Genomic DNA, 19605 nt, shown 5'->3' with positions numbered 1-19605 from the left:
CGTCAGATTAAAACGACATGCGCGCTGGCCGGTCACGCACTAGCGCGTCTTCATCATACAGCCCGCATTGGCGCTTGCGGCAGGCGCTGCGCGATTCATCGCACAGGCGTAGATTGAAGCGCTGGCCGAACCGCGATTCATCTGGCGATGCCGCGTTGCACCATTACGTTGCACATCGGGAAACCCGTTGCACAGTCTATTTTGATCGGGTAGATTTAATTCAAGTTTGGTGTAGAAGATACTACATGAACGGTGAGTGACCGCAACATGAAAATAGAAAGGTCACGCGAAAGTGCCTTGAAATAAGGGCTATTCGTCAGCCGCTCAGGACCGCTTGTGATGTCGTCGCTTGTAATGTCGTATGGGAACCCCACCATGACAGAACACACGAAGGTCGATTTCGGTGCGGACAGTGTCGACGGCGAAACCGCGTCGACGCCTGGACCGACCGTGCTCGAAAAGGCGGCTCCGCGCAGCGAGCGGATGGCGTCGAACAAGATCGAATGCAATGCGTGTCCTGTGCTGTGCCAGATATCAGAGGGGCGCACCGGCGCGTGCGATCGTTATGCGAATGCGGAGGGGCGGCTGATTCGCGTCGATCCCGTGGTGTTTTTGTCGCGTGCGGCTTCTGCTGAAGCGGGCGCAAAGCCGACCGACACACTAGTCGAATTCGATGCTTCGTCCGAAGCGAAAGAGCAGGAATATGCCGCTGAACAGGGGCTATTCGTCACCGGCGTCGGTGCATCCTCTACCTATCCCGACTATAAGCCTGCACCTTTTATCGTCGCTTCGAAGCTCGACGATGTCGACATGATCACGGTCGTCACCGAGGGCATTTTCAGTTATTGCAGTTTCAAGGTGAAGATCGACACCGACCGCTTCCTCGGGCCGGAGCAATCGAACGTGCGCTGTCATGGCGAGATTGTTGGCCACGTCACCACTGCGGAATACGGCTCGCAGATGCTGAGCCTGGGCGGCGTGCATCACCTCACGGGCGGCAGCAAGAAAGAAGGCCGCGTGACCTGCGACATGATGCTCGCGCTCGGCAATAAGGAGCCGGTGGAGTTGAGCATCGACGGCGGCGCAAGCCTCGTGATTCGCGCGGGCGCCGCACCGGTTGTCGACGGGGTGGAAGAGCAGCGCATGCGTGTGGGTTGCGGTTCCGCGACCATCGGCATCTTCGCGAAGCAATGGTTCGGTCATGCCGACGAAGTGGTCGTCGTCGACGATCACATTACCGGCGTGCTCACCGAACACCAGGCGGGCCGATGCCTCGGCATGACGCGTTCGGGTCTGAAAATTCGCGGACGTAAATCGACGCCCGGCCGCTATTTTCAGGTGGCGAATCCGGGCACCGGTTGGGGCGGCACCGACATTCAGGACCCGCTCGCGATTGTCGAAGGTTTCGATCCTGGCGTCGCAAAACCGGGCATGCGTTTGCTGATGGTGTCGACCACCGGCGAGCATGCGCAATGGTATGAGCTGGATCAGGATCTCGTGCCGCGTATTGCCGAGATGCCTGACGCGGTGCGTCGAACGGTCGAGCGGATTGGTGAGAACTGTGAGCCTTCACTGGCTACCGTGCTGTTTCTCGGCGGCGCGGGCGGCAGTCTGCGGGCCGGCGCCACGGAGAACCCCGTGCTGCTCACGCGCGCGATCAAACAGAAGCTGGTCAACGTCACGTGCGGTGGTGCGCCGGCTTATGTGTGGCCGGGCGGCGGCATTACGGTCATGGTCGATGTGTCGCGTATGCCCGATCGTTCGTTCGGCACGGTGCCGACGCCCGCGATTGTCGCGCCGATCGAATTCACCATGACGTATGACGCGTATCGCGATCTCGGCGGTCATCTCGACGCGGTGCGCTCGCTGGAAAGCGTGCTGGCAAATGGGCCGGAACATACGGAAGGGGCGCCGCTCGCGCGTCGAACCTTGGCGCGCAATCCGGACAATCCGTGGCCGCCCTCGATGCCGCCAATGCTCGGCTAACCGCTTCCCGGATCAACACAAAACGTCATGAACCCCACCCGCACCCGACTCGATGCAAGCCGTTGGCACTGGCAACACGGGCCGATCGATCTGATTCTTAGCGCGGACGGCGAGCCTGCCGCATTGCAGGCCGCGTATGACGCCTGCTGGGTGCGTTTCACCGAAGTGTTGCCCGAACTGGTCAGCGAGTTGAAGCTGTTGCGGCAGCCTGTACAAATGGAAACCGCATTGAAAGGTCCGGTTGCGCGACGCATGTGGTCCGCGTGCCATCCGCACCGTGCGCGCTACATCACACCGATGGCAGCAGTCGCAGGCAGTGTCGCCGATGAACTGATCGCGGCTTTCAATCGTAAAGGCATCGAGCGCGCTTACATCAACAACGGCGGCGATATTGCGCTGTATCTGGCGGAAGGGCGGCAATACCGCATTGGCGTATTCGCCGATCTGGCGCAGTACGCCGGCAAACGCGCGGCCGACGAAAACCTCGCGCTCGACGCCAACTTCACGCTCGACGCCAGTCGCCCCATTCGCGGCGTTGCGACCAGCGGCTGGCGCGGCCGAAGTTTCAGCCTTGGCATTGCTGACAGCGTGACCGTGCTCGCACGCACGGCTGCCATCGCCGACGCCGCCGCGACGATCATCGCCAACGCGGTCGATCTGGACCACGCGGCAATCGTGCGCCGTCCGGCGTCGTCGCTGAAAGACGATAGCGATCTCGGCGACCTGCCCGTCACCGTCGACGTCCCATCTTTACCGCAACCGCTCGTCGATTTCGCATTGTCTCGCGGCGCACAGGCCGCGCAGCATCTGCGGGAAATTGGCTTGATAGAATGCGCCGCGTTGTTCCTGCAAGGGCGGGTTCGCGTCGTCGGCATGGATCGCAATGGCGCGTTGCCAACACCTCGCGCCGATACAACAACGGAGGCAACGTGTTCGAAATACGCCGCGTGCTGACGCACGTCGAAGATATCTTTCATGAGTTCGGTCCCCCGCCCGCGCAACCATTGAGACGCGGTGCAATCGCCGCGGTGATGACGAATCCGTTCGCTGGCCGCTACGAAGCGAAAATCGAACCCGCGATGGAAGCGCTGAAGCCCATCGGCTTCGACATGGCGCAGCGGCTGCTGGCGGCGATGAACGTGCCGCATGCATCGATTGAAAGTTACGGGAAGGGCGCGATTATCGGCTCGCGAGGCGAACTCGAACACGGCGCGTTGTGGCACGTGCCCGGCGGTTATGCGATGCGCGAATTGCTGGAGAAAAACGGCGTGCCGACCAACGCGATCGTGCCGTCGACGAAGAAGGTCGGCGCACCGTCCACCGCGCTCGACGTGCCGCTCACGCACGTGAACGCGAGCTACGTGCGCAGTCATTTCGACGCGATCGAAGTGCGCGTGCCAGGCGCGCCCGCCGCCGATGAACTCGTGTACATCCTCGTGATGAGTACGGGGCAGCGAGTGCATGCGCGCGTCGGCGGGCTGGCGAAAGAAGCGATTGTCGGCAAGGACGGCTTGCGCTGACACGTTGGCGTGGAAACTCGGAACGAGCATCGAAACCCGGAGAGTGAAATGGCAATCAAGCTTCGCAAGCTGATCGTGCAGGTGGATGAAACGCGCATTGAAATGGGGCAGACTATCGATCCGCCGACCCGTCGCGCGGTGGCGATTGCGGTGATCGACAATCCGTATGCGGGCCGCTATGAAGCGAAGCTCGACGCGCTGATCGAAGCCGGTGAAGAATTAGGCGCGTTGCTTGGCAACAAATGCGTGGAAGCGCTCGGCATCGAGCCAGGCGACGCGCAAAGTTACGGCAAGGCGGCGATTGTCGGCGAGGCGGGCGAACTGGAGCACGCCGCCGCGATCCTGCATCCGAAGCTGGGTGCGCCGTTGCGGGTCGCGGTTGAAAAGGGCGCGGCGCTGGTGCCGTCGGCGAAAAAAATGGGGACGCTCGGCACCGCGATCGACGTGCCGCTCGGTCATAAAGACGCCGCCTTCGTGCGCAGTCACTTCGATGCAATCGAAGCACGCGTTGCCGATGCGCCGCGTGCGAACGAAATTGTCGTGGCGGTGGCCGTGACGGCTTCGGGCCGACCGTTGCCGCGTATCGGCGGCTTGCAGGTGAGCGAGATCAAGGGCGAAGACGGTTTGCGCTGAATCGCCCGGCTGTTTGCATTTGCAGGCCCGCTGAATCCAGTCCCAAACCGGACAGGCTGTTTTACCGTTGACGCGTGCGTGCATGTCGCCCCACGCGCTGCAATATCTGCCGATCGTGCAGCATGCGCTACGCCGCGCATGTGCCGTTCGGCAATCTGCCGAGGGGCGTGATGCTTTCGAATTTGCTGGTACAGCTGGTCAACGGACTCGCCGATGCGTCGACGCTGTTTCTCGTCGCCGCCGGCTTGTCGCTGATCTTCGGCGTGACGCGCATCGTCAACTTTGCGCACGGCTCGTTCTACATGTTCGGCATCTATGTCGCGTACAGCATCGCCAGCCGGTTCGGGCACACGGTGGGGGGATTCTGGTTGTCGGTGCTGGCCGCAGCGCTGGTCGTTGCGGTACTGGGCGCGCTGGTCGAAATGATCGTGTTGCGGCGTATCTACCAGGCGCCCGAATTGTTCCACCTGTTAGCCACTTTTGCACTGGTACTGATCTTTCGCGACGCCGCATTATGGCTGTGGGGCCCCGACGATCTGTTCGGCCCACGCGCGCCGCATCTGACCGGCGCAGTGGAATTCCTCGGTCATCAATTGCCGACCTACGACATCGCTTTGATCGTGATCGGCCCGGTGGTTCTGCTCATCCTCTGGTACGCGCTGACGCGCACACGCTGGGGCACGCTCGTGCGCGCCGCGACCCAGGATCGGGAGATGCTCGGCGCGCTCGGCATCAATCAGGCGTGGCTGTTTACCGGTGTGTTTTTCGTCGGCGCGTTTCTCGCGGGGTTGGGCGGCGCGTTGCAAGGGCCGCGCATGTCGGCGAACCTGTCGCTCGATCTCGAGACGATTGGCAATGCGTTCGTCGTGGTCGTGGTCGGCGGCATGGGGTCGATTCCGGGCGCGTTCGTTGCCGCGCTGATCATCGCGGAGATCAAGGCGCTGTGCATCGGCATCGGACACGTGTCGCTGTTCGGCGTCGATCTGTCGCTGAGCCGCTTCACGCTGGTCGCCGAATTCGTGGTGATGGCGATTGTTCTCGTGGTGCGGCCCTGGGGACTGCTCGGCCGCGCGAGTGCCGCCGTGCGCGGCATGGCTGCGCCGGAAACGCCATTACGTCCCGCAGGAAAGCGCGTGAAGTGGCTTGCGGCGATCGTGCTGCTGGTTCTGGTGCTCGCGCCGCTCGCAGCGGGCGCGTTCCCGTACATGCCGGTGCTGCTGGTTGAAATATTGATCGCGGTGCTGTTTGCAACGAGCCTGCATTTCATCATGGGACCGGGCGGCATGCATTCGTTCGGCCACGCCGCTTACTTCGGATTGGGCGCGTACGGTGCGGCGCTGTTCCTCAAAGTCCTGAATCTGCCGATGGAAGCTGCGTTGCTGCTCGGCCCGTTATTGGCGGTAGCCGGCGCGCTCGTCTTCGGCTGGTTCTGCGTGCGGCTCTCCGGCGTCTATCTCGCGATGCTGACGCTCGCGTTCGCGCAGATCGTCTGGTCCGTCGTGTTCCAGTGGGACGACGTGACGGGCGGCAGCAACGGGCTGCTCGGGCTGTGGCCGTCGAACTGGCTGGCGTCGCCGGTGGCGTTTTATTACCTCACGCTGGTTTGCGCGGTGATCGGCGTATGGCTGTTGCGCAGAATGTTGTTCTCGCCGCTGGGCTATGCAATGCGCGCGTCGCGCGATTCCGTGCTGCGCGCCGAGGCGATCGGGATCGACGTGAAGCGCGTGCAGTGGGCGGCGTTCGTGATCGCGTCGCTGTTCTGCGGGCTCGCCGGATCGCTGTATGCGTTCTCCAAGGGCACGATTTCGCCGGAGGTGATCAGCGTCAGCCGCTCCGTCGACGGCCTTGTGATGGTGCTGCTCGGCGGTTTGCAGACGCTCAGCGGGCCGATTGTCGGCGCGGCTGTCTTCACGTGGCTGCAGGACACCGTCGCGCGACAAACAGACTATTGGCAGGCGCTGCTCGGCCTCGCGATCCTGCTGCTGGTGATTGCGTTTCCGCAGGGTATCGTCGGCTTTATCCGCGAACGTTTCGGCGACCCCGGTGACGATACCGCCGATCAGCGCGACAGTAGCGCGGCGACGCCTTCGCAACGCGCGGCTGCGATCAAGGAGGGGCTATGAGTTTGCTGCGCGTCTCCTCGTTGTGCAAATCATTTGGCGGCTTGAAAGCGGTAGACAATGTTTCCTTCGATCTCGAAGCAGGTCAGCTATTGGCGCTGCTCGGACCGAACGGTGCGGGCAAATCCACCTGCTTCAACATGGTCAACGGTCAACTGTCGCCGTCGTCCGGCTCGATCAGGCTGAACGATCATGAATTGGTCGGCATGCGTCCGCGCGATATCTGGCGGCTCGGCGTCGGCCGCACTTTCCAGATCGCTGCAACCTTCAATTCGATGACCGTGCTTGAGAACGTGCAAATGGCGCTGGTGTCGCGCGAACGCAAAACCTTCGGACTCTGGAAGCCCGCAGGCTCGCGCTATGCCGATGAAGCGATCGCGCTGCTCGAACAGGTCGGCATGGCCGCCGACGCGAATCGTGCGTGCGGCGTGCTCGCTTATGGCGACGTGAAGCGCGTCGAACTCGCTATCGCGCTCGCCAATCGTCCGAAGCTGCTGCTGATGGACGAACCCACCGCCGGCATGGCGCCGAAGGAGCGCAACGAATTGATGGCGCTGACCAAGCGGCTCGTCACCGAGCACAAGATCGGCGTGCTGTTCACCGAGCACAGCATGGACGTCGTATTCGCGTACGCCGATCGCATGATCGTGCTGGCGCGCGGCAAGCTGATTGCCGAGGGCGATGCCGAGACGATCCGTAACGACCCGCGCGTGCAGGAAGTGTATTTCGGCACCGGCAAGACCTTCCAGCCGCGTGCGCCGTTGCATGACACGGCGGGCGGTCATCAGGGACAGGGAGCGCTGCAATGAGCGAGCCGATGCTGAAAGTCTCCGGCCTCAACGCGTTTTATGGCCGCGCGCATATTCTGTTCGATGTCGGCCTCGAAGTCGGACGCGGAGAAGTGGTCGCGCTGATGGGCCGCAACGGCGCAGGCAAATCGACGACGATGAAAGCCGTGATGGGACTGCTGCCGCGCCGCCAGGGCGAAGTCACGTTTCGCGGACAGAACATCACGGCATTGCCGCCGTACAAAATCTCGCGGATGGGTATGGGTTTCGTCCCCGAAGATCGCCGCGTGTTCGCGGATCTGACCGTGATGGAAAACCTCGACACCGGCCGTCAGCCACCGCGCGAAGGCGCGCCGCGATGGACGCCGGAAAAGCTGTTCCGGCTCTTCCCGAATCTCGGCGAAATGCCGACGCGTCCCGGCGGACAGATGAGTGGCGGCGAGCAGCAGATGCTGACCGTCTCGCGCACGCTGATGGGCAATCCGTATCTCGTGTTGCTCGACGAACCGTCAGAAGGCGTGGCGCCGGTGATCGTCGAACAGATGGCCAACATGATTCTCGAACTCAAGCGCGAAGGGCTGTCGATTCTGTTATCCGAACAGAATCTGCACTTCGCCGAGCTGGTCAGCGACCGCGCGTATGTGCTCGAAAAAGGGCAGATCCGCTTCAGCGGCACGATCGGCGAACTCGCACAGAACGAAACAGTCAGGCGCGCTTATCTGAGCGTGTGATTCCGTTGGCGGGCGTGGCGTGCATCCTCGACGCATGTAACGCGTAGCCGGGCAGTCGTTGCGAAAGGAGAGGCAGATGGCAGCAGAGACGTTGACGGGTTTGTCGGGCAAGGTCGCTATCACGAACATCGGGCTGCTGTTATCGGGCGATATCGACCGGCCGATTCTCGACGCGACCACGCTGGTGATCGACGACGGCGTGATCGTCGCGGTCGGCCGGGAAAAGGATTGCGACCTCGAAGGCGCGAAGACCACGATCGATTGCAAGGGCACGACGGTTGCGCCCGGCCTGATCGACTCGCATGTGCATCCTGTATTCGGCGACTGGACGCCGCGCCAGAATCAGATGGGCTGGATCGAATCGAATCTGAACGGCGGCGTGACGACAATGATCTCGGCCGGTGAAGTGCATCTGCCTGGCCGCCCGAAAGACGTGCTTGGCGTGAAGGCGCTGGCGATTACCGCGCAACGTTCGTTCGAAGGGATGCGCGGCGCGGGTGTCGGCGGCGGCGTCAAGGTGATGGCGGGTGCGCCGGTCATCGAGAAGGGCATGGTCGAAGAGGACTTCAAGGAGCTGTCCGAGGCGGGCGTGAAGCTGCTGGGCGAAGTCGGGCTCGGCAGCGTGAAGGGCGGCGAGGAAGCCGCGCAGATGGTCGCGTGGGCGCGCAAGTACGGCATTCAAAGCACGATTCACACGGGCGGTCCGTCGATTCCGGGTTCGGGGCTGATCGATCGCGACGTGGTGCTCGCGGCGGACGCCGACGTGATCGGCCATATCAACGGTGGGCATACATCGTTGTCGTATAAGCATGTGTGCGATTTGTGCGAGCAATCGAGCCGCGCATTGGAGATCGTTCACAACGGCAACGAGCGGATCGCATTGCTGACTGCGCGTCATGCAATCGAATTGAAGTGCCCGCACCGGATCATTCTCGGCACCGACAGTCCGGCAGGGTCCGGCGTGCAACCGCTCGGCATCCTGCGAATGATCGCGCTGATTTCCAGCCTCGCCGACGTGCCCGCTGAAATCGCGTTCTGCTTCGCCACCGGCAACACCGCGCGTCAACGCAATCTGCGCCAGGGGTTGATCGAAGTGGGCCGTCCCGCTGACCTCGTCTTCATGGACCGCGCGCAACACACGGCCGCCGATACGCTGCTCGAAAGCGTCCAGCTTGGCGATATTCCCGGTGTGGGCATGGTGATGATCGACGGTCTGATCCGCTGTCGCCGCAGCCGCAACACGCCGCCGGCCACTGAAGTGCCGGTCGTGCTGTGAGTACGCGCCGACACGCGTGGGCGGCATCGCGATGACACGCCCCGCGCCACTGGTGCTGAACGTGAACGGCGCGACGCATCTCGTCCACGCCGATGCCGACACGCCCTTGCTCTACCTGTTGCGCAACGACCTCGCGTTGAACGGGCCGAAATTCGGCTGCGGTTTGGGCGAGTGCGGCGCGTGCACGGTGTTGCTCGACGGCGTGCCGACGCGCGCCTGTGTGACGACCGCAAAGGTCGCACTGGGCCGCGACATCACGACGCTCGAAGGACTCGGCACGCGCGCCGCGTTGCACCCCGTACAACAGGCGTTTATCGAAGAACAGGCCGCGCAATGCGGCTACTGTCTGAACGGCATGATCATGACGGCCAAAGCATTGCTCGATCGCGATCCACAGCCGAGCGTCGCGACGATCCAGCGTGAGTTGTCGCGCAATCTGTGCCGCTGCGGCACGCATGTCGAAATCGTGCGAGCGGTGCAACGCGCTGCGCAATTGCTGGCCGCGCAAGTTGCGCCAACCACTGCGCCGCTCGTGCATGAAGGAGCGCGCACATGACCGGCCCGGACTTCAGCGTCGATCGACGCACGCCGCCGCCGTCGCGCAAACAGCTGTATGACGCGCAGAGCGTGCTGATCGTGACGCGGCCGCCGCAAGGTCCGGTGAAGGCCGCGATCGGACAGCCGGGTTCGCGTTCGTCGTTCGTGCCGACCGAGGCGGATCTGTTTCTCGTCGTGCGTGATGACGGCAGTGTGGTTGCATTCAACGGTCACGTCGATCTCGGGACGGGTATCGGCACGGCGCTCGCGCAGATCGTCGCGGAAGAACTGGATGTACCGCTCACGCGCGTATCGATCGTGCTCGGCCACACGGGTGAAGCGCCGAATCAGGGGCCGACGATTGCCAGCGCGACGATTCAGATTTCGGCGGTGCCCTTGCGGCAGGCGGCGGCGCAAGCGCGTCAATATTTGCTCGCCGAAGCGGCGGCGCGTCTGGGCGCTGATGCAGACCAACTGGATGTGCAGGATGGCAAAGTATTTCTGCGTGATGCAAAAAGCGAAGGCGTCGCCGCGAAAAGCATTCCCTATGGGGAGCTGGTCAGCGGACGGCGCGTCGAACTGAAACTCTCCGCCGATGCACCGTTGAAGTCGCCCGACCAGTACAAAGTCGTGGGCAGGAGCACGCCGCGCGTCGACATCCCCGCGAAGGCAACGGGCGAACTGATTTTCGTGCACGATGTACGCGTGCCCGGCATGTTGCATGGCCGCGTGGTGAGGCCGCCTTATGCGGGCATTGCGCAGGGCGACTTCATGGGCAATAGCCTGCTGCACGTCGACGAAAACTCCGTCAGCGAGTTGCCCGGCATCGTCAAGGTCGTGGTGATTCGCGATTTCGTCGGCATCGTCGCCGAGCGAGAAGAAGTCGCGCAGCAAGCGGTAAAACGACTGGACGTGCAGTGGAAAACGGTTGAGGGTTTGCCATCGCTTGAAACGAGCGAGGAGGTGGAAGCCGCGTTGCGCGCGAATCCTGCTACACGTCGTGATCTTTTGATCGACGGCGATGTGGATGCCACGCTCGCGCAAGACCCTGTGCGCACTCTGGAGCGTACGTATGTATGGCCGTTCCAGATGCACGCGTCGATTGGGCCGTCGTGCGCGGTCGCCGATTATCGTGAAGGCGCGTTGAAGGTCTGGTCGGGCACGCAGAATCCGCATTCGCTACGCGCCGATCTCGCATTGCTGATGGCAATGGACGAGGCGCACATCGAGATCGTGCGAATGGATGCCGCAGGATGCTACGGCCGCAATTGCGCGGACGACGTCGCCGCCGACGCCGCGTTGCTCTCGCGTGCAACCGGCGCGCCGGTGCGCGTGCAACTGTCGCGCGAAGACGAACACACGTGGGAGCCGAAAGGCGCCGCGCAATTGATGGATGTGCGCGGCGCGTTGAGCGCCGAAGGCGAACTGGCCGCGTACGATTTCGCGACGCGTTATCCGTCGAACGATGCGCCTACGCTGGCGCTGCTATTGACCGGCACGATCCCCGCGCAGCCGCAGGTGTTCGAAATGGGCGACCGCACGGCCGTGCCGCCGTACGACTATCGCAGCATGCGGATCGTTTGCGACGATACGCCGCCGATCGTGCGTGCTGCCTGGTTGCGCGGCGTGTCCGCGTTGCCGAACACGTTCGCGCACGAGTCGTTCATCGACGAACTCGCGGCCGAGGCGGGCGTCGATCCCGTCGAATTCCGGCTGAGGCATCTGACCGATCCGCGCGCGGTCGATCTGGTCAAGGCGGTCGCTGAAAGAGCGGGTTGGGAGCCGCGCGATCCATCGGCAACGCGGGAGCAGGAAGGCGATATTGCACGGGGCAGGGGCATCGCGTACGCCCGCTACGTGCATAGCAAATTTCCCGGCTTCGGCGCGGCGTGGTCCGCGTGGATCGCCGACGTCGAAGTCAACCGCAAAAGCGGCGAACTCGCGGTGACGCGCGTGGTGGTCGGCCAGGACACCGGCACGATGGTGAATCCAGACGGCGTGCGTCATCAGATACACGGCAACGTGATTCAGGCGACCAGCCGTGCGTTGAAAGAGCGCGTGACGTTCGGTGAAAACGCGGTGACGAGCCAGGAGTGGGGCGCGTATCCGATCCTGACGTTCCGCGAAGTGCCGGTGATCGACGTGGTGATGATGCCGCGTCACGGCGAGCCGCCGATGGGCGCGGGCGAATCCGCGTCGCTGCCAGGCGCGGCGGCAATCGCCAACGCGCTTTTCGACGCGACAGGTGTGCGTTTTCGTCGACCTCCGTTCACGCCGGAAACGATCCGCGCGGCGCTTGCCGACGCGCAGGCCGAAGACGCCGCAGCCCGCAGGAAAAAGCGCTGGCGACTGGGTTTTCTCGGCGCATTCGCAGCGGGCGCGGCGGGCTGGCTCGGTGCGTTGTCGCTCACGCCGCACGCGATCGCACCGATCACGCCGCCGCTTGCCAGCGCGTTCGCCCCCGATCTGGTGGCACGCGGCAAGGTGCTTGCGTCGCTCGGGAATTGCGCGGTTTGCCATACCGCGCAGAACGGCGTGCCGAACGCGGGCGGCAAACCGCTCGCGACGCCGTTCGGCACCGTCTATAGCACCAACATCACGCCGGACGGCCAGACCGGAATCGGCAACTGGTCGTTGGAAGCCTTCGTGCGCGCGATGCGGCAGGGCATCAGTCGTGACGGTCACCGGCTTTATCCGGCGTTCCCGTACACGTCGTTCAGGAACACTTCCGACGACGACCTCAAGGCGCTGTACGCGTATCTGATGTCGCAAACGCCGGTGCGCTCACGGCCGCCCGAAACGAAGCTCGCGTTCCCGTTCAGCGTGCGTCCGCTGATGGCGGCATGGAACGGCCTGTTCCTCGGACGCACCACGTTCAGCGCGGACGCGGCCCAAAGCGCGCAATGGAATCGCGGCGCGTATCTCGTGAACGGCCTCGGCCATTGCAGCGCGTGTCACTCGCCGCGCAACGCGTTCGGCGCCGAGAAAACCGGTGCGGCTTTCATGGGCGGCGGTGTTGCGGACGGCTGGGAAGCGCCCGCTTTATCCACGCTTTCGAACGCGCCCGTTCCGTGGAGCGAGGACGAACTGTTCAGCTATCTGCGTCACGGTCACGCGCCGTTGCACGGCGTTGCAGCGGGGCCGATGGCGCCCGTCGTCGGCGATCTGGCGGCGCTGCCCGACAGCGATATTCGCGCGATGGCGACGTATCTCGCGTCGCTCAGTCCGCTCGAGGCGAACGCCGATCCGCAGGCGGTCGCGCGTCAATACGAGCAGGCCAGCGCGATTAGCGGCGCGCCGTCCACGCCCGGCGCGCGTCTCTTTGACGGTGCTTGCGCCGCGTGTCATCACACGGGCAGCGGGCCGCAACTGTTCGGCGCGCATCCGTCGCTCGCGCTTAACACGAATCTGCACAGCGCGACACCCGATAACCTGATCCGCGTGATTCTCGACGGCATCGGCTCGCCTGCGCGCCCCGAACTCGGTACGATGCCGGCTTATCGCGACAGTTTCAACGACGCCCAGGTGGCCGAACTCGTGTCGTACCTGCGTCAGCAATTCGCCGGTGGCAAACCCGCGTGGCAGGACGTCACGGCAAGCGTCGCCAGAATTCGCGCGACGTCGCCAGCGGAATGAAACGCCGGCCGTTTTTTCGCCTGATATAAAGCGGAAAAGCGCGCGGAACAGCGAGCGCAACAACAACGAACAGCTTTCACGCAATCCTTCTGATAACGGAGAAACGCATGACCACGCGCGCAGGATGGATCTCTCGCCTCACGGTGTCGACGGTGTTCTCGTTTGCCGCCTTGGGCGCGAGCGCACAGCAGACCATCAAGATCGGCGAGATCAACAGCTACAAGGCGCAGCCCGCCTTTCTCGGGCCTTACAAGAACGGCTGGAATCTGGCGCTCGAGCAGGTGAATGCAGCGGGCGGCGTGCTCGGCAAACAACTCGAAGTCGTGTCGCGCGATGACAACGGCAACCCCGGCGACACGATTCGCGCCGCACAGGAGTTGATCGCGGGCGAGCAGGTGCAGTTGCTGTTCGGCGGCTTCCTGTCGAACACGGGCCTTGCGTTGAGCGACTTCGCGAAGCAGAAGAAGATTTTCTTCCTCGCCGCCGAGCCGTTGACCGACAAGATCGTCTGGGCCGATGGCAACAAATACACGTACCGTCTGCGTCCTTCGACGTATATGCAGGTGGCGATGCTGGTGCCCGAAGCGGCGAAGCTGCACAAGAAGCGCTGGGCGCTGGTGTATCCGAACTACGAGTACGGGCAGTCGGCGGTCGCGACGTTCAAGAAGCTGCTGACGGCGGCGCAGCCCGACGTGCAGTTCGTCGTCGAACAGGCAACACCGCTCGGCAAGGTGGATGCGGGCGCGGTCACTCAGGCGATTGCCGATGCGAAGCCGGACGCGATTTTCAACGTGCTGTTCGGCGCGGATCTCGGCAAGTTCGTGCGTGAAGGCAATACGCGCGGTCTCTTCAAGAACACCAGCGTGGTGTCGTTGCTGACCGGCGAGCCGGACTATCTCGACCCGCTAGGCGCTGAAGCGCCGACCGGCTGGATCGTCACCGGCTACCCGTGGTATTCGATCGATACGGCCGCGAACAAAAAGTTCGTCGACGCGTATCAGGCGAAGTATCACGACTATCCGCGACTGGGTTCGGTGGTCGGCTATTCGGCGCTGATGTCGATTGCGGACGGCATCAAAAAAGCGGGTTCGACCGATCCGGACAAACTCGCCGCTGCGTTCAAGGGCTTGAATGTCGATACGCCGTTCGGGCCGATCATGTACCGCGCGCAGGACAACCAGTCGACGATGGGTGCGTATGTCGGCGTGACGGCGGTGAAGGACGGCAAGGGCGTGATGACGTCGTACCGCTATATCGATGGCGCGAGCGTGCAGCCATCGGATGCCGAAGTGAAGAAGCTGCGGCCGGCGGACTGAAGCGGCCGCCGATGTAACGATGCTTCGTGTTTGAAGGCCTGCGGCGCGTGACGCCGCAGGCTGTATTGAAGGAGCGTCTCAGGCTCCATGAAAAAGCGCAGTGCCGCCTGCTCACTCTTCCGCGTCGTGCTCGATCACGAAGCGCTTCAGATAAGCCAGCACGGCCGCCTCGACAGCGCGGTGATCCGCGGTGCTTTTGGACCCCGCATTCTCTTCGTCGCCGAACAATGTGGACGGCGCGTTGTGCACATCCACCTCCTGGCCTTCGCGAAACACGCGAATCTCGTGAACGTCTTCGGCGTATTCGGCGATCCAGTGCACGCCTTCGATGTGCGCACCTGCGCGAACGGTCGGTATCTTCATGTGACGTCTCCCGTCGGGCCGGACCACGGCGCCAACCCTTGCTGACACCATACGCCGTCCTTCCGGCGTGCGCGAGTGCTGCGCGGCAATTCGCGCGAATCCGGCTGCGATTCGAATCGATTGGCGAATTTCTGTCGAAAGTAATTGGATTCTTTTGAATTGATGGCGAGTGACTTTGAAACTTGCCGGGCTTCGCGTTGAGCGTGGGTTTCCAATCCGCCGCTCTCAATCTGGGCACACGTTGCGGGCGTTCAGATCGCGCGGCACAGCCGTTGCTGCATGACAAAACACCTTAGCCAAACTGGAGGACCGTCATGCCCGAGCAGAAAACCCTCAAGCGTGCCCAGGCCGACAAGCGTGCCGGCAAGGCACCGAGCACCCAGGCGGGAGAGTTCGTCAAGGAACAGGTCGATAAGGTTCGCGCCGGCAAACACGGTGTCCGGTCGGCGAAACAGGCGATTGCGATTGGTCTGTCGGAAGCGCGTCGCGCGGGCGTCGCGGTGAAGTCGCCAAAGAAGGGGACCGCGAGCGAAGCGACCCGCAAGAAAGCGGACAAGGACAACGCCGCCGGACAGCACAAAAGTACGGCGAGAAAGAGCGCGAGTACCGAATCGACTGCGAAGCGCTCACGCGCCGCGACCGATGCGCTGAAGCGCGAGAGCACGGCGGGCGCGTCGCCTGCGGCGATGGCGAAGCAGACCCGGGCTGCGGCGGCCAGACGTCCGGCCGCTAGCCGCTCGGCGGCGGCGAAGAAGGCGGCTGCGACGAAGGGAGCTGCGGGACGATCAGCCGCTGCGAAGAAGGCAGCGCATACGCGGGCTTCGCGTGCGCATCATTAGGCGGAGGGAGGAGGGTGCGCGGCGTGGAGTTTGCCGCGCATCGGGTGAAGCGAGGCGCCCATGTGGACTTCGCAGCGCACTCATTGCCGACTTTCGGCGTGGGGAAAAAGCGGGTAGGGCGATTCTGGAACCCGTCCCGGCGAACGTAGAAGGACCGCATGCGGTCCTTCTACCGACCTGCGTTATTGCACCGTCGCCAGCACGTCCCCGACCGTCTTGAAGATGTGCGCGATCTGCTCTTCGTTGATGATCAGCGGTGGTGAAAACGCGAGGATATCGCCGGTGAATCGCACCAGCACACCCGCCTCGAAGCACTTGACGAACGCCTCGTAAGCCCGCGCGCCCGGTGCGCCGTCGCGCGATTCGACCTCCACGCCCGCGATCATCCCGAGGTTGCGCACGTCCTTCACATGCTTCGCGCCGCGCAGCGAATGCGCGGCGGCTTCGAACGTCGGCGCGAGCGTGGCCGCGCGCTCGAACAGACCTTCGCGCTGATACAGATCCAGTGTCGCCACCGCAGCGGCAGCCGCCGCCGGATGCGCCGAATACGTATAGCCATGGAACAGTTCGATCGCGCCAGGCGCGCCGTTATTGACGACCGTGTCGTGAATCGTGCGGCTCGCTGCCACTGCGCCCATCGGGATCGACGCGTTGTTGATCGCCTTCGCCATCGTGATCAGGTCCGGCGTCACGCCGAAATACTCGCTCGCCGTTGCCTTGCCGACGCGGCCGAAACCGGTAATCACTTCGTCGAAAATCAGCAGGATGCCGTGTTTCGTGCAGATTTCGCGCAGCTTCTGCAGATAGCCTTGCGGCGGAATCAGCACGCCGGTCGAACCGGCCACCGGCTCGACGATCACGGCGGCAATCGTCGATGCATCGTGCAGCGTGACGATGCGCTCCAGCTCGTCGGCGAGATGCGCACCCCAAGCGGGCTGTCCCTTCGAAAACGCGTTGTGTTCGAGGTTATGCGTGTGCGGCAGATGATCGACCGCCGGCAGCAGCGCGCCCGAAAACGTCTTGCGATTCGGCGCAATTCCGCCCACCGAAATGCCGCCGAAACCCACGCCGTGATAGCCGCGCTCGCGGCCGATCAGCCGTGTGCGCTGGCCTTCGCCGCGCGAACGGTGATAAGCCAGCGCGATTTTCAGCGCGGTATCGACCGATTCGGAACCCGAGTTGGTGAAGAAGATGCGGTCCAGCCCTTCCGGCATCAGTTCCGCGACCTTGGTGGCCGCTTCGAACGCGAGCGGGTGGCCCATCTGGAACGTCGGCGCGAAGTCGAGCGTCGACAGTTGCTGGGTGATCGCAGCGACGATTTCCTCGCGGCCGTGGCCCGCGTTCACGCACCACAAACCCGCGCAGCCGTCGAGCACTTCGCGCCCGTCCGTGCTGCGGTAATACATGCCCTTGGCCGATTCCAGCAGGCGCGGCGCGGCCTTGAACTGACGGTTGGCGGTGAAGGGCATCCAGAACGAGGACAGGTCGTCGATCACGGGGCGCGAAGTCATGGGTATCTCCGGAAAGTGGCGCCCCATGGGAACCTGCGTCGGGGCATGGCGAAACTGTAGCGTCCGCGGTTTAATGGCGGCATAAACAGTTGACGTAGTGTGGTGCTAACTGTATTGGTGGATTGCTGCCAACTGTGTCGATCGATGCAGCCCGCAGTTTTCGTTTCCGACTTCGCCTGAATCCATGATCGAACTAGAACTTGAGCGCGACCGGCGCGCGGCCCCCACGCTTGTCGAGCAGGTCGTACAAGGCTTTGCGAGCGCCATCGAGGCGCAGTCGCTGCGCGCGGGCGCGTTGCTGCCGTCGGTGCGGCAACTGGCGCAGAGCCACGAACTGAGCACCTTTACGGTGACCGAGGCTTACAACCGTCTGGTGTCGATGGGCCTCGTGATCGCGCGGCGCGGCTCCGGTTATCGCGTGGCGGCGCGCTCGCAGCCGGTGCGTCCGGCCGCGACCCACTGGCAGCCGCCGAGCCTCACCGCGACCTGGCTGCTATCCGACGTATTCGCCGATCATTCGGTGCCGATCAAGGCCGGCGGCGGCTGGCTGCCGAACGAGTGGATCAACGAGACCGGCTTGCAGCATGCATTGCGCGCGACCAGCCGGGTGCCGGCGGCGCGTCTCGGCGATTACGGGCACCCGTACGGTTTCGCGCCGCTGCGTGAGCGGATCGCGGAACAGCTCGACCGGCGCGGCTTGCCCGTGGACGTTTCCAACGTGCTGCTCACGCAAGGCGCGACTCAGGGGCTCGATCTGATCGTGCGTACGTTGCTGCGCGCGGGCGATGCCGTGATCGTCGAAGATCCCGGTTATTGCAACCTGCTGCAGATTCTGAAGCTCGCCGGACTGGTGGTGCATGGCGTGCCGCGTACGCCGTCGGGCATCGATACGGAGGTGCTCGAAGCGCTGGTCGCACAGCACAAACCGAAGGCGATCTTCGTCAACACGACCTTGCAGAATCCGACTGGCGCGACGTTCGGCATGTCCGCCGCGTTCCGTCTGCTGCAGATCGCCGAACGTCAGCGTATGTGGGTGATCGAGGACGACGTGAGCCGCGAACTCGCGCCGTCCGGTGCGCCGCTTTTCGCCGCGATGGAAGGCTTGCAGCGCGTGCTGTATGTCGGCGGATTTTCGAAAACGGTGACGCCGGGGTTGCGTTGCGGCTACGTGGTCGCCGAGCAGGCGGTGCTGCGCGAACTGGCGCGCACGAAGATGGCGGTGGGTTTGACGTCGTCGGAGGCGATCGAGCGGATCGTCGACAAGGTGTTGCTGGAAGGGCGCTACGCGCGTCACGTCGAAACCGTCAACGAGCGTCTCAAACTGGCGCACTCGACGGTCGAGGAGCGGCTCGATTCGCTGGGGCTGGAAGTGTTTCACCGGCCGCGCGCGGGGTTGTTCCTGTGGGCACGTTTGCCGATCGAGCCGGAGCGTGCAGGCGAAGTCGCGACGGCGGCGCTGACGCACGGCATCTGGCTTGCGCCCGGCTCCTACTTCCGTCCAGACGACGCCCCGAGCGCGTGGTTCCGCTTCAATGCCCCGTACTCGACCGACGACGCGTTGTGGCGCTTCATCGAGCGAGTCGGGCAGGGAAAATTATGACGGCGAGGGCCGCGTTCAGCCGCCGTGGCCCAGCAGTTTCAGCGCGATCGGATAGAGCGAGAACACCAGCAGCAGCGCCATCACGATGTTGAAAATGCGCAGCCGCTTCGGGTCCGACAGGACCTCGCGCATGGCCGTGCCGAAACCGGCCCACAGGCAGATGCACGGAAAGCCGATCACGTAGAACACGACCGCCATCGCGACCGCGTTCATGCTGTAGCTCTCGCTGAGGTGGACGGTCGTGGCGGCGGTCAGCACCATCATCCATGCCTTCGGATTCACCCATTGGAACGCGATGGCCTCGTGGAATTTCATCGGGCGGCGCTCGCCGTTTTTCACTTTCAACTCGCCCGACGTGCCGATTTTCCACGCGAGATACAGCAGATACGCGACGCTCGCGACTTCGAGCACCGTGTACAGCACGGGAAAATGGACAAAAGCTTCACCGAGGCCGATACCGACCGACAGCATCAACAGGACAACGCCGGCGCTAATGCCGGACAGATGCGGCAAGGTGCGGCGAAAACCGAAATTCACGCCCGAGGCCAGCAGCATCGTATTGTTTGGACCGGGCGTGACGGAGGTGACGAGCGCGAACAGGATTCCGGCGGGCAGCGCGCTGAGGCTTAAGTAAGACATTGAAGCTCCGGGGTCGGCGATAGAACGGTGAAGTCATTCTAGCGACACCGCCCGGTACAGTACCTGTACGGTTTGTGAGATGGTGTCCGGTACGGGTTTCGCCGTATGCA

The 19605-nt window shown here is 63.5% G+C and carries 16 protein-coding genes; 13 read left to right on the top strand and 3 right to left on the bottom strand.

Features of this window, described 5'->3' with window-relative positions:
• Positions 1 to 375 precede the first annotated feature (375 nt).
• The 11 genes from BLS41_RS26485 (at position 376) to BLS41_RS26435 (ending at position 14543) form a co-directional block, all read left to right on the top strand.
• Entirely contained in the window at positions 376 to 1986 is a 1611-nt protein-coding gene (locus BLS41_RS26485; protein WP_074770222.1) for a 6-hydroxynicotinate reductase, read from the top strand.
• Between the two features lie 27 nt (positions 1987 to 2013).
• A complete protein-coding gene (locus tag BLS41_RS26480) occupies positions 2014 to 2940 on the top strand; it encodes a UPF0280 family protein (protein ID WP_074770220.1) in 927 nt (308 codons plus the stop codon).
• Complete coding sequence (locus BLS41_RS26475) at positions 2916 to 3506, top strand: amino acid synthesis family protein (RefSeq protein WP_074770218.1); 591 nt, start codon at positions 2916 to 2918, stop codon at positions 3504 to 3506. The genes BLS41_RS26480 and BLS41_RS26475 overlap by 25 nt, the downstream gene beginning before the upstream one ends.
• 48 nt (positions 3507 to 3554) lie before the next feature.
• On the top strand, positions 3555 to 4139 hold the full coding sequence (locus tag BLS41_RS26470; RefSeq protein WP_074770216.1) for an amino acid synthesis family protein: 585 nt from the start codon (positions 3555 to 3557) through the stop codon (positions 4137 to 4139).
• Between the two features lie 170 nt (positions 4140 to 4309).
• Positions 4310 to 6262 carry an ABC transporter permease gene (locus BLS41_RS26465; protein ID WP_074771201.1) on the top strand — a complete coding sequence of 651 codons (1953 nt, stop codon included), beginning with the start codon at positions 4310 to 4312 and terminating at the stop codon, positions 6260 to 6262.
• Complete coding sequence (locus BLS41_RS26460; RefSeq protein WP_074770214.1) at positions 6259 to 7068, top strand: ABC transporter ATP-binding protein; 810 nt, start codon at positions 6259 to 6261, stop codon at positions 7066 to 7068. The genes BLS41_RS26465 and BLS41_RS26460 overlap by 4 nt, the downstream gene beginning before the upstream one ends.
• Positions 7065 to 7778, top strand: coding sequence for an ABC transporter ATP-binding protein (locus tag BLS41_RS26455; protein ID WP_074770212.1), 714 nt, complete (start codon positions 7065 to 7067; stop codon positions 7776 to 7778). The genes BLS41_RS26460 and BLS41_RS26455 overlap by 4 nt, the downstream gene beginning before the upstream one ends.
• A 76-nt stretch (positions 7779 to 7854) precedes the next feature.
• Positions 7855 to 9054, top strand: coding sequence for an amidohydrolase family protein (locus tag BLS41_RS26450; RefSeq protein WP_074770210.1), 1200 nt, complete (start codon positions 7855 to 7857; stop codon positions 9052 to 9054).
• 31 nt (positions 9055 to 9085) lie between these two features.
• Positions 9086 to 9610, top strand: a complete 525-nt coding sequence (locus tag BLS41_RS26445; RefSeq protein WP_074771200.1) for a (2Fe-2S)-binding protein — start codon at positions 9086 to 9088, stop codon at positions 9608 to 9610.
• The gene (locus BLS41_RS26440) at positions 9607 to 13227 is read left to right on the top strand and encodes a molybdopterin cofactor-binding domain-containing protein (RefSeq protein ID WP_074770208.1); all 3621 of its coding nucleotides are present in this window, start codon (positions 9607 to 9609) and stop codon (positions 13225 to 13227) included. Before BLS41_RS26445 ends, BLS41_RS26440 begins: the two co-directional genes overlap by 4 nt.
• A gap of 107 nt (positions 13228 to 13334) precedes the next feature.
• Positions 13335 to 14543 (top strand): ABC transporter substrate-binding protein, encoded by a 1209-nt coding sequence (locus BLS41_RS26435; RefSeq protein ID WP_074770206.1) that lies wholly within the window; start codon positions 13335 to 13337, stop codon positions 14541 to 14543.
• A gap of 111 nt (positions 14544 to 14654) precedes the next feature.
• Here the strand turns inward: BLS41_RS26435 and BLS41_RS26430 are convergent, their stop codons facing one another.
• Positions 14655 to 14906 (bottom strand): hypothetical protein, encoded by a 252-nt coding sequence (locus tag BLS41_RS26430; RefSeq protein WP_007178046.1) that lies wholly within the window; start codon positions 14904 to 14906, stop codon positions 14655 to 14657.
• 314 nt (positions 14907 to 15220) lie between these two features.
• Between BLS41_RS26430 and BLS41_RS26425 the strand changes: the two genes are divergently transcribed.
• Positions 15221 to 15745 (top strand): DUF6496 domain-containing protein, encoded by a 525-nt coding sequence (locus tag BLS41_RS26425; protein ID WP_074770204.1) that lies wholly within the window; start codon positions 15221 to 15223, stop codon positions 15743 to 15745.
• Positions 15746 to 15927: 182 nt separating this feature from the next.
• Here BLS41_RS26425 and BLS41_RS26420 read toward each other — a convergent pair whose 3' ends face one another.
• Positions 15928 to 17256: an omega-aminotransferase AptA gene (locus tag BLS41_RS26420; protein WP_074770202.1), complete on the bottom strand. Its 1329-nt coding sequence runs from the start codon at positions 17254 to 17256 to the stop codon at positions 15928 to 15930.
• A gap of 184 nt (positions 17257 to 17440) precedes the next feature.
• On the opposite strand from BLS41_RS26420, the gene BLS41_RS26415 reads away from it, so the two are divergent.
• A complete protein-coding gene (locus BLS41_RS26415) occupies positions 17441 to 18856 on the top strand; it encodes an aminotransferase-like domain-containing protein (RefSeq protein ID WP_074770200.1) in 1416 nt (471 codons plus the stop codon).
• 15 nt (positions 18857 to 18871) lie between these two features.
• Here BLS41_RS26415 and BLS41_RS26410 read toward each other — a convergent pair whose 3' ends face one another.
• Entirely contained in the window at positions 18872 to 19495 is a 624-nt protein-coding gene (locus BLS41_RS26410) for a LysE family translocator (RefSeq protein ID WP_074770198.1), read from the bottom strand.
• Between the last annotated feature and the right edge of the window lie 110 nt (positions 19496 to 19605).

It is taken from the genome of Paraburkholderia fungorum (assembly GCF_900099835.1).
Classification (GTDB): domain Bacteria; phylum Pseudomonadota; class Gammaproteobacteria; order Burkholderiales; family Burkholderiaceae; genus Paraburkholderia; species Paraburkholderia fungorum_A.
The sequence above is the reverse complement of the archived record's forward strand: the minus strand, read 5'-3'. Positions and strand labels throughout refer to the sequence as shown.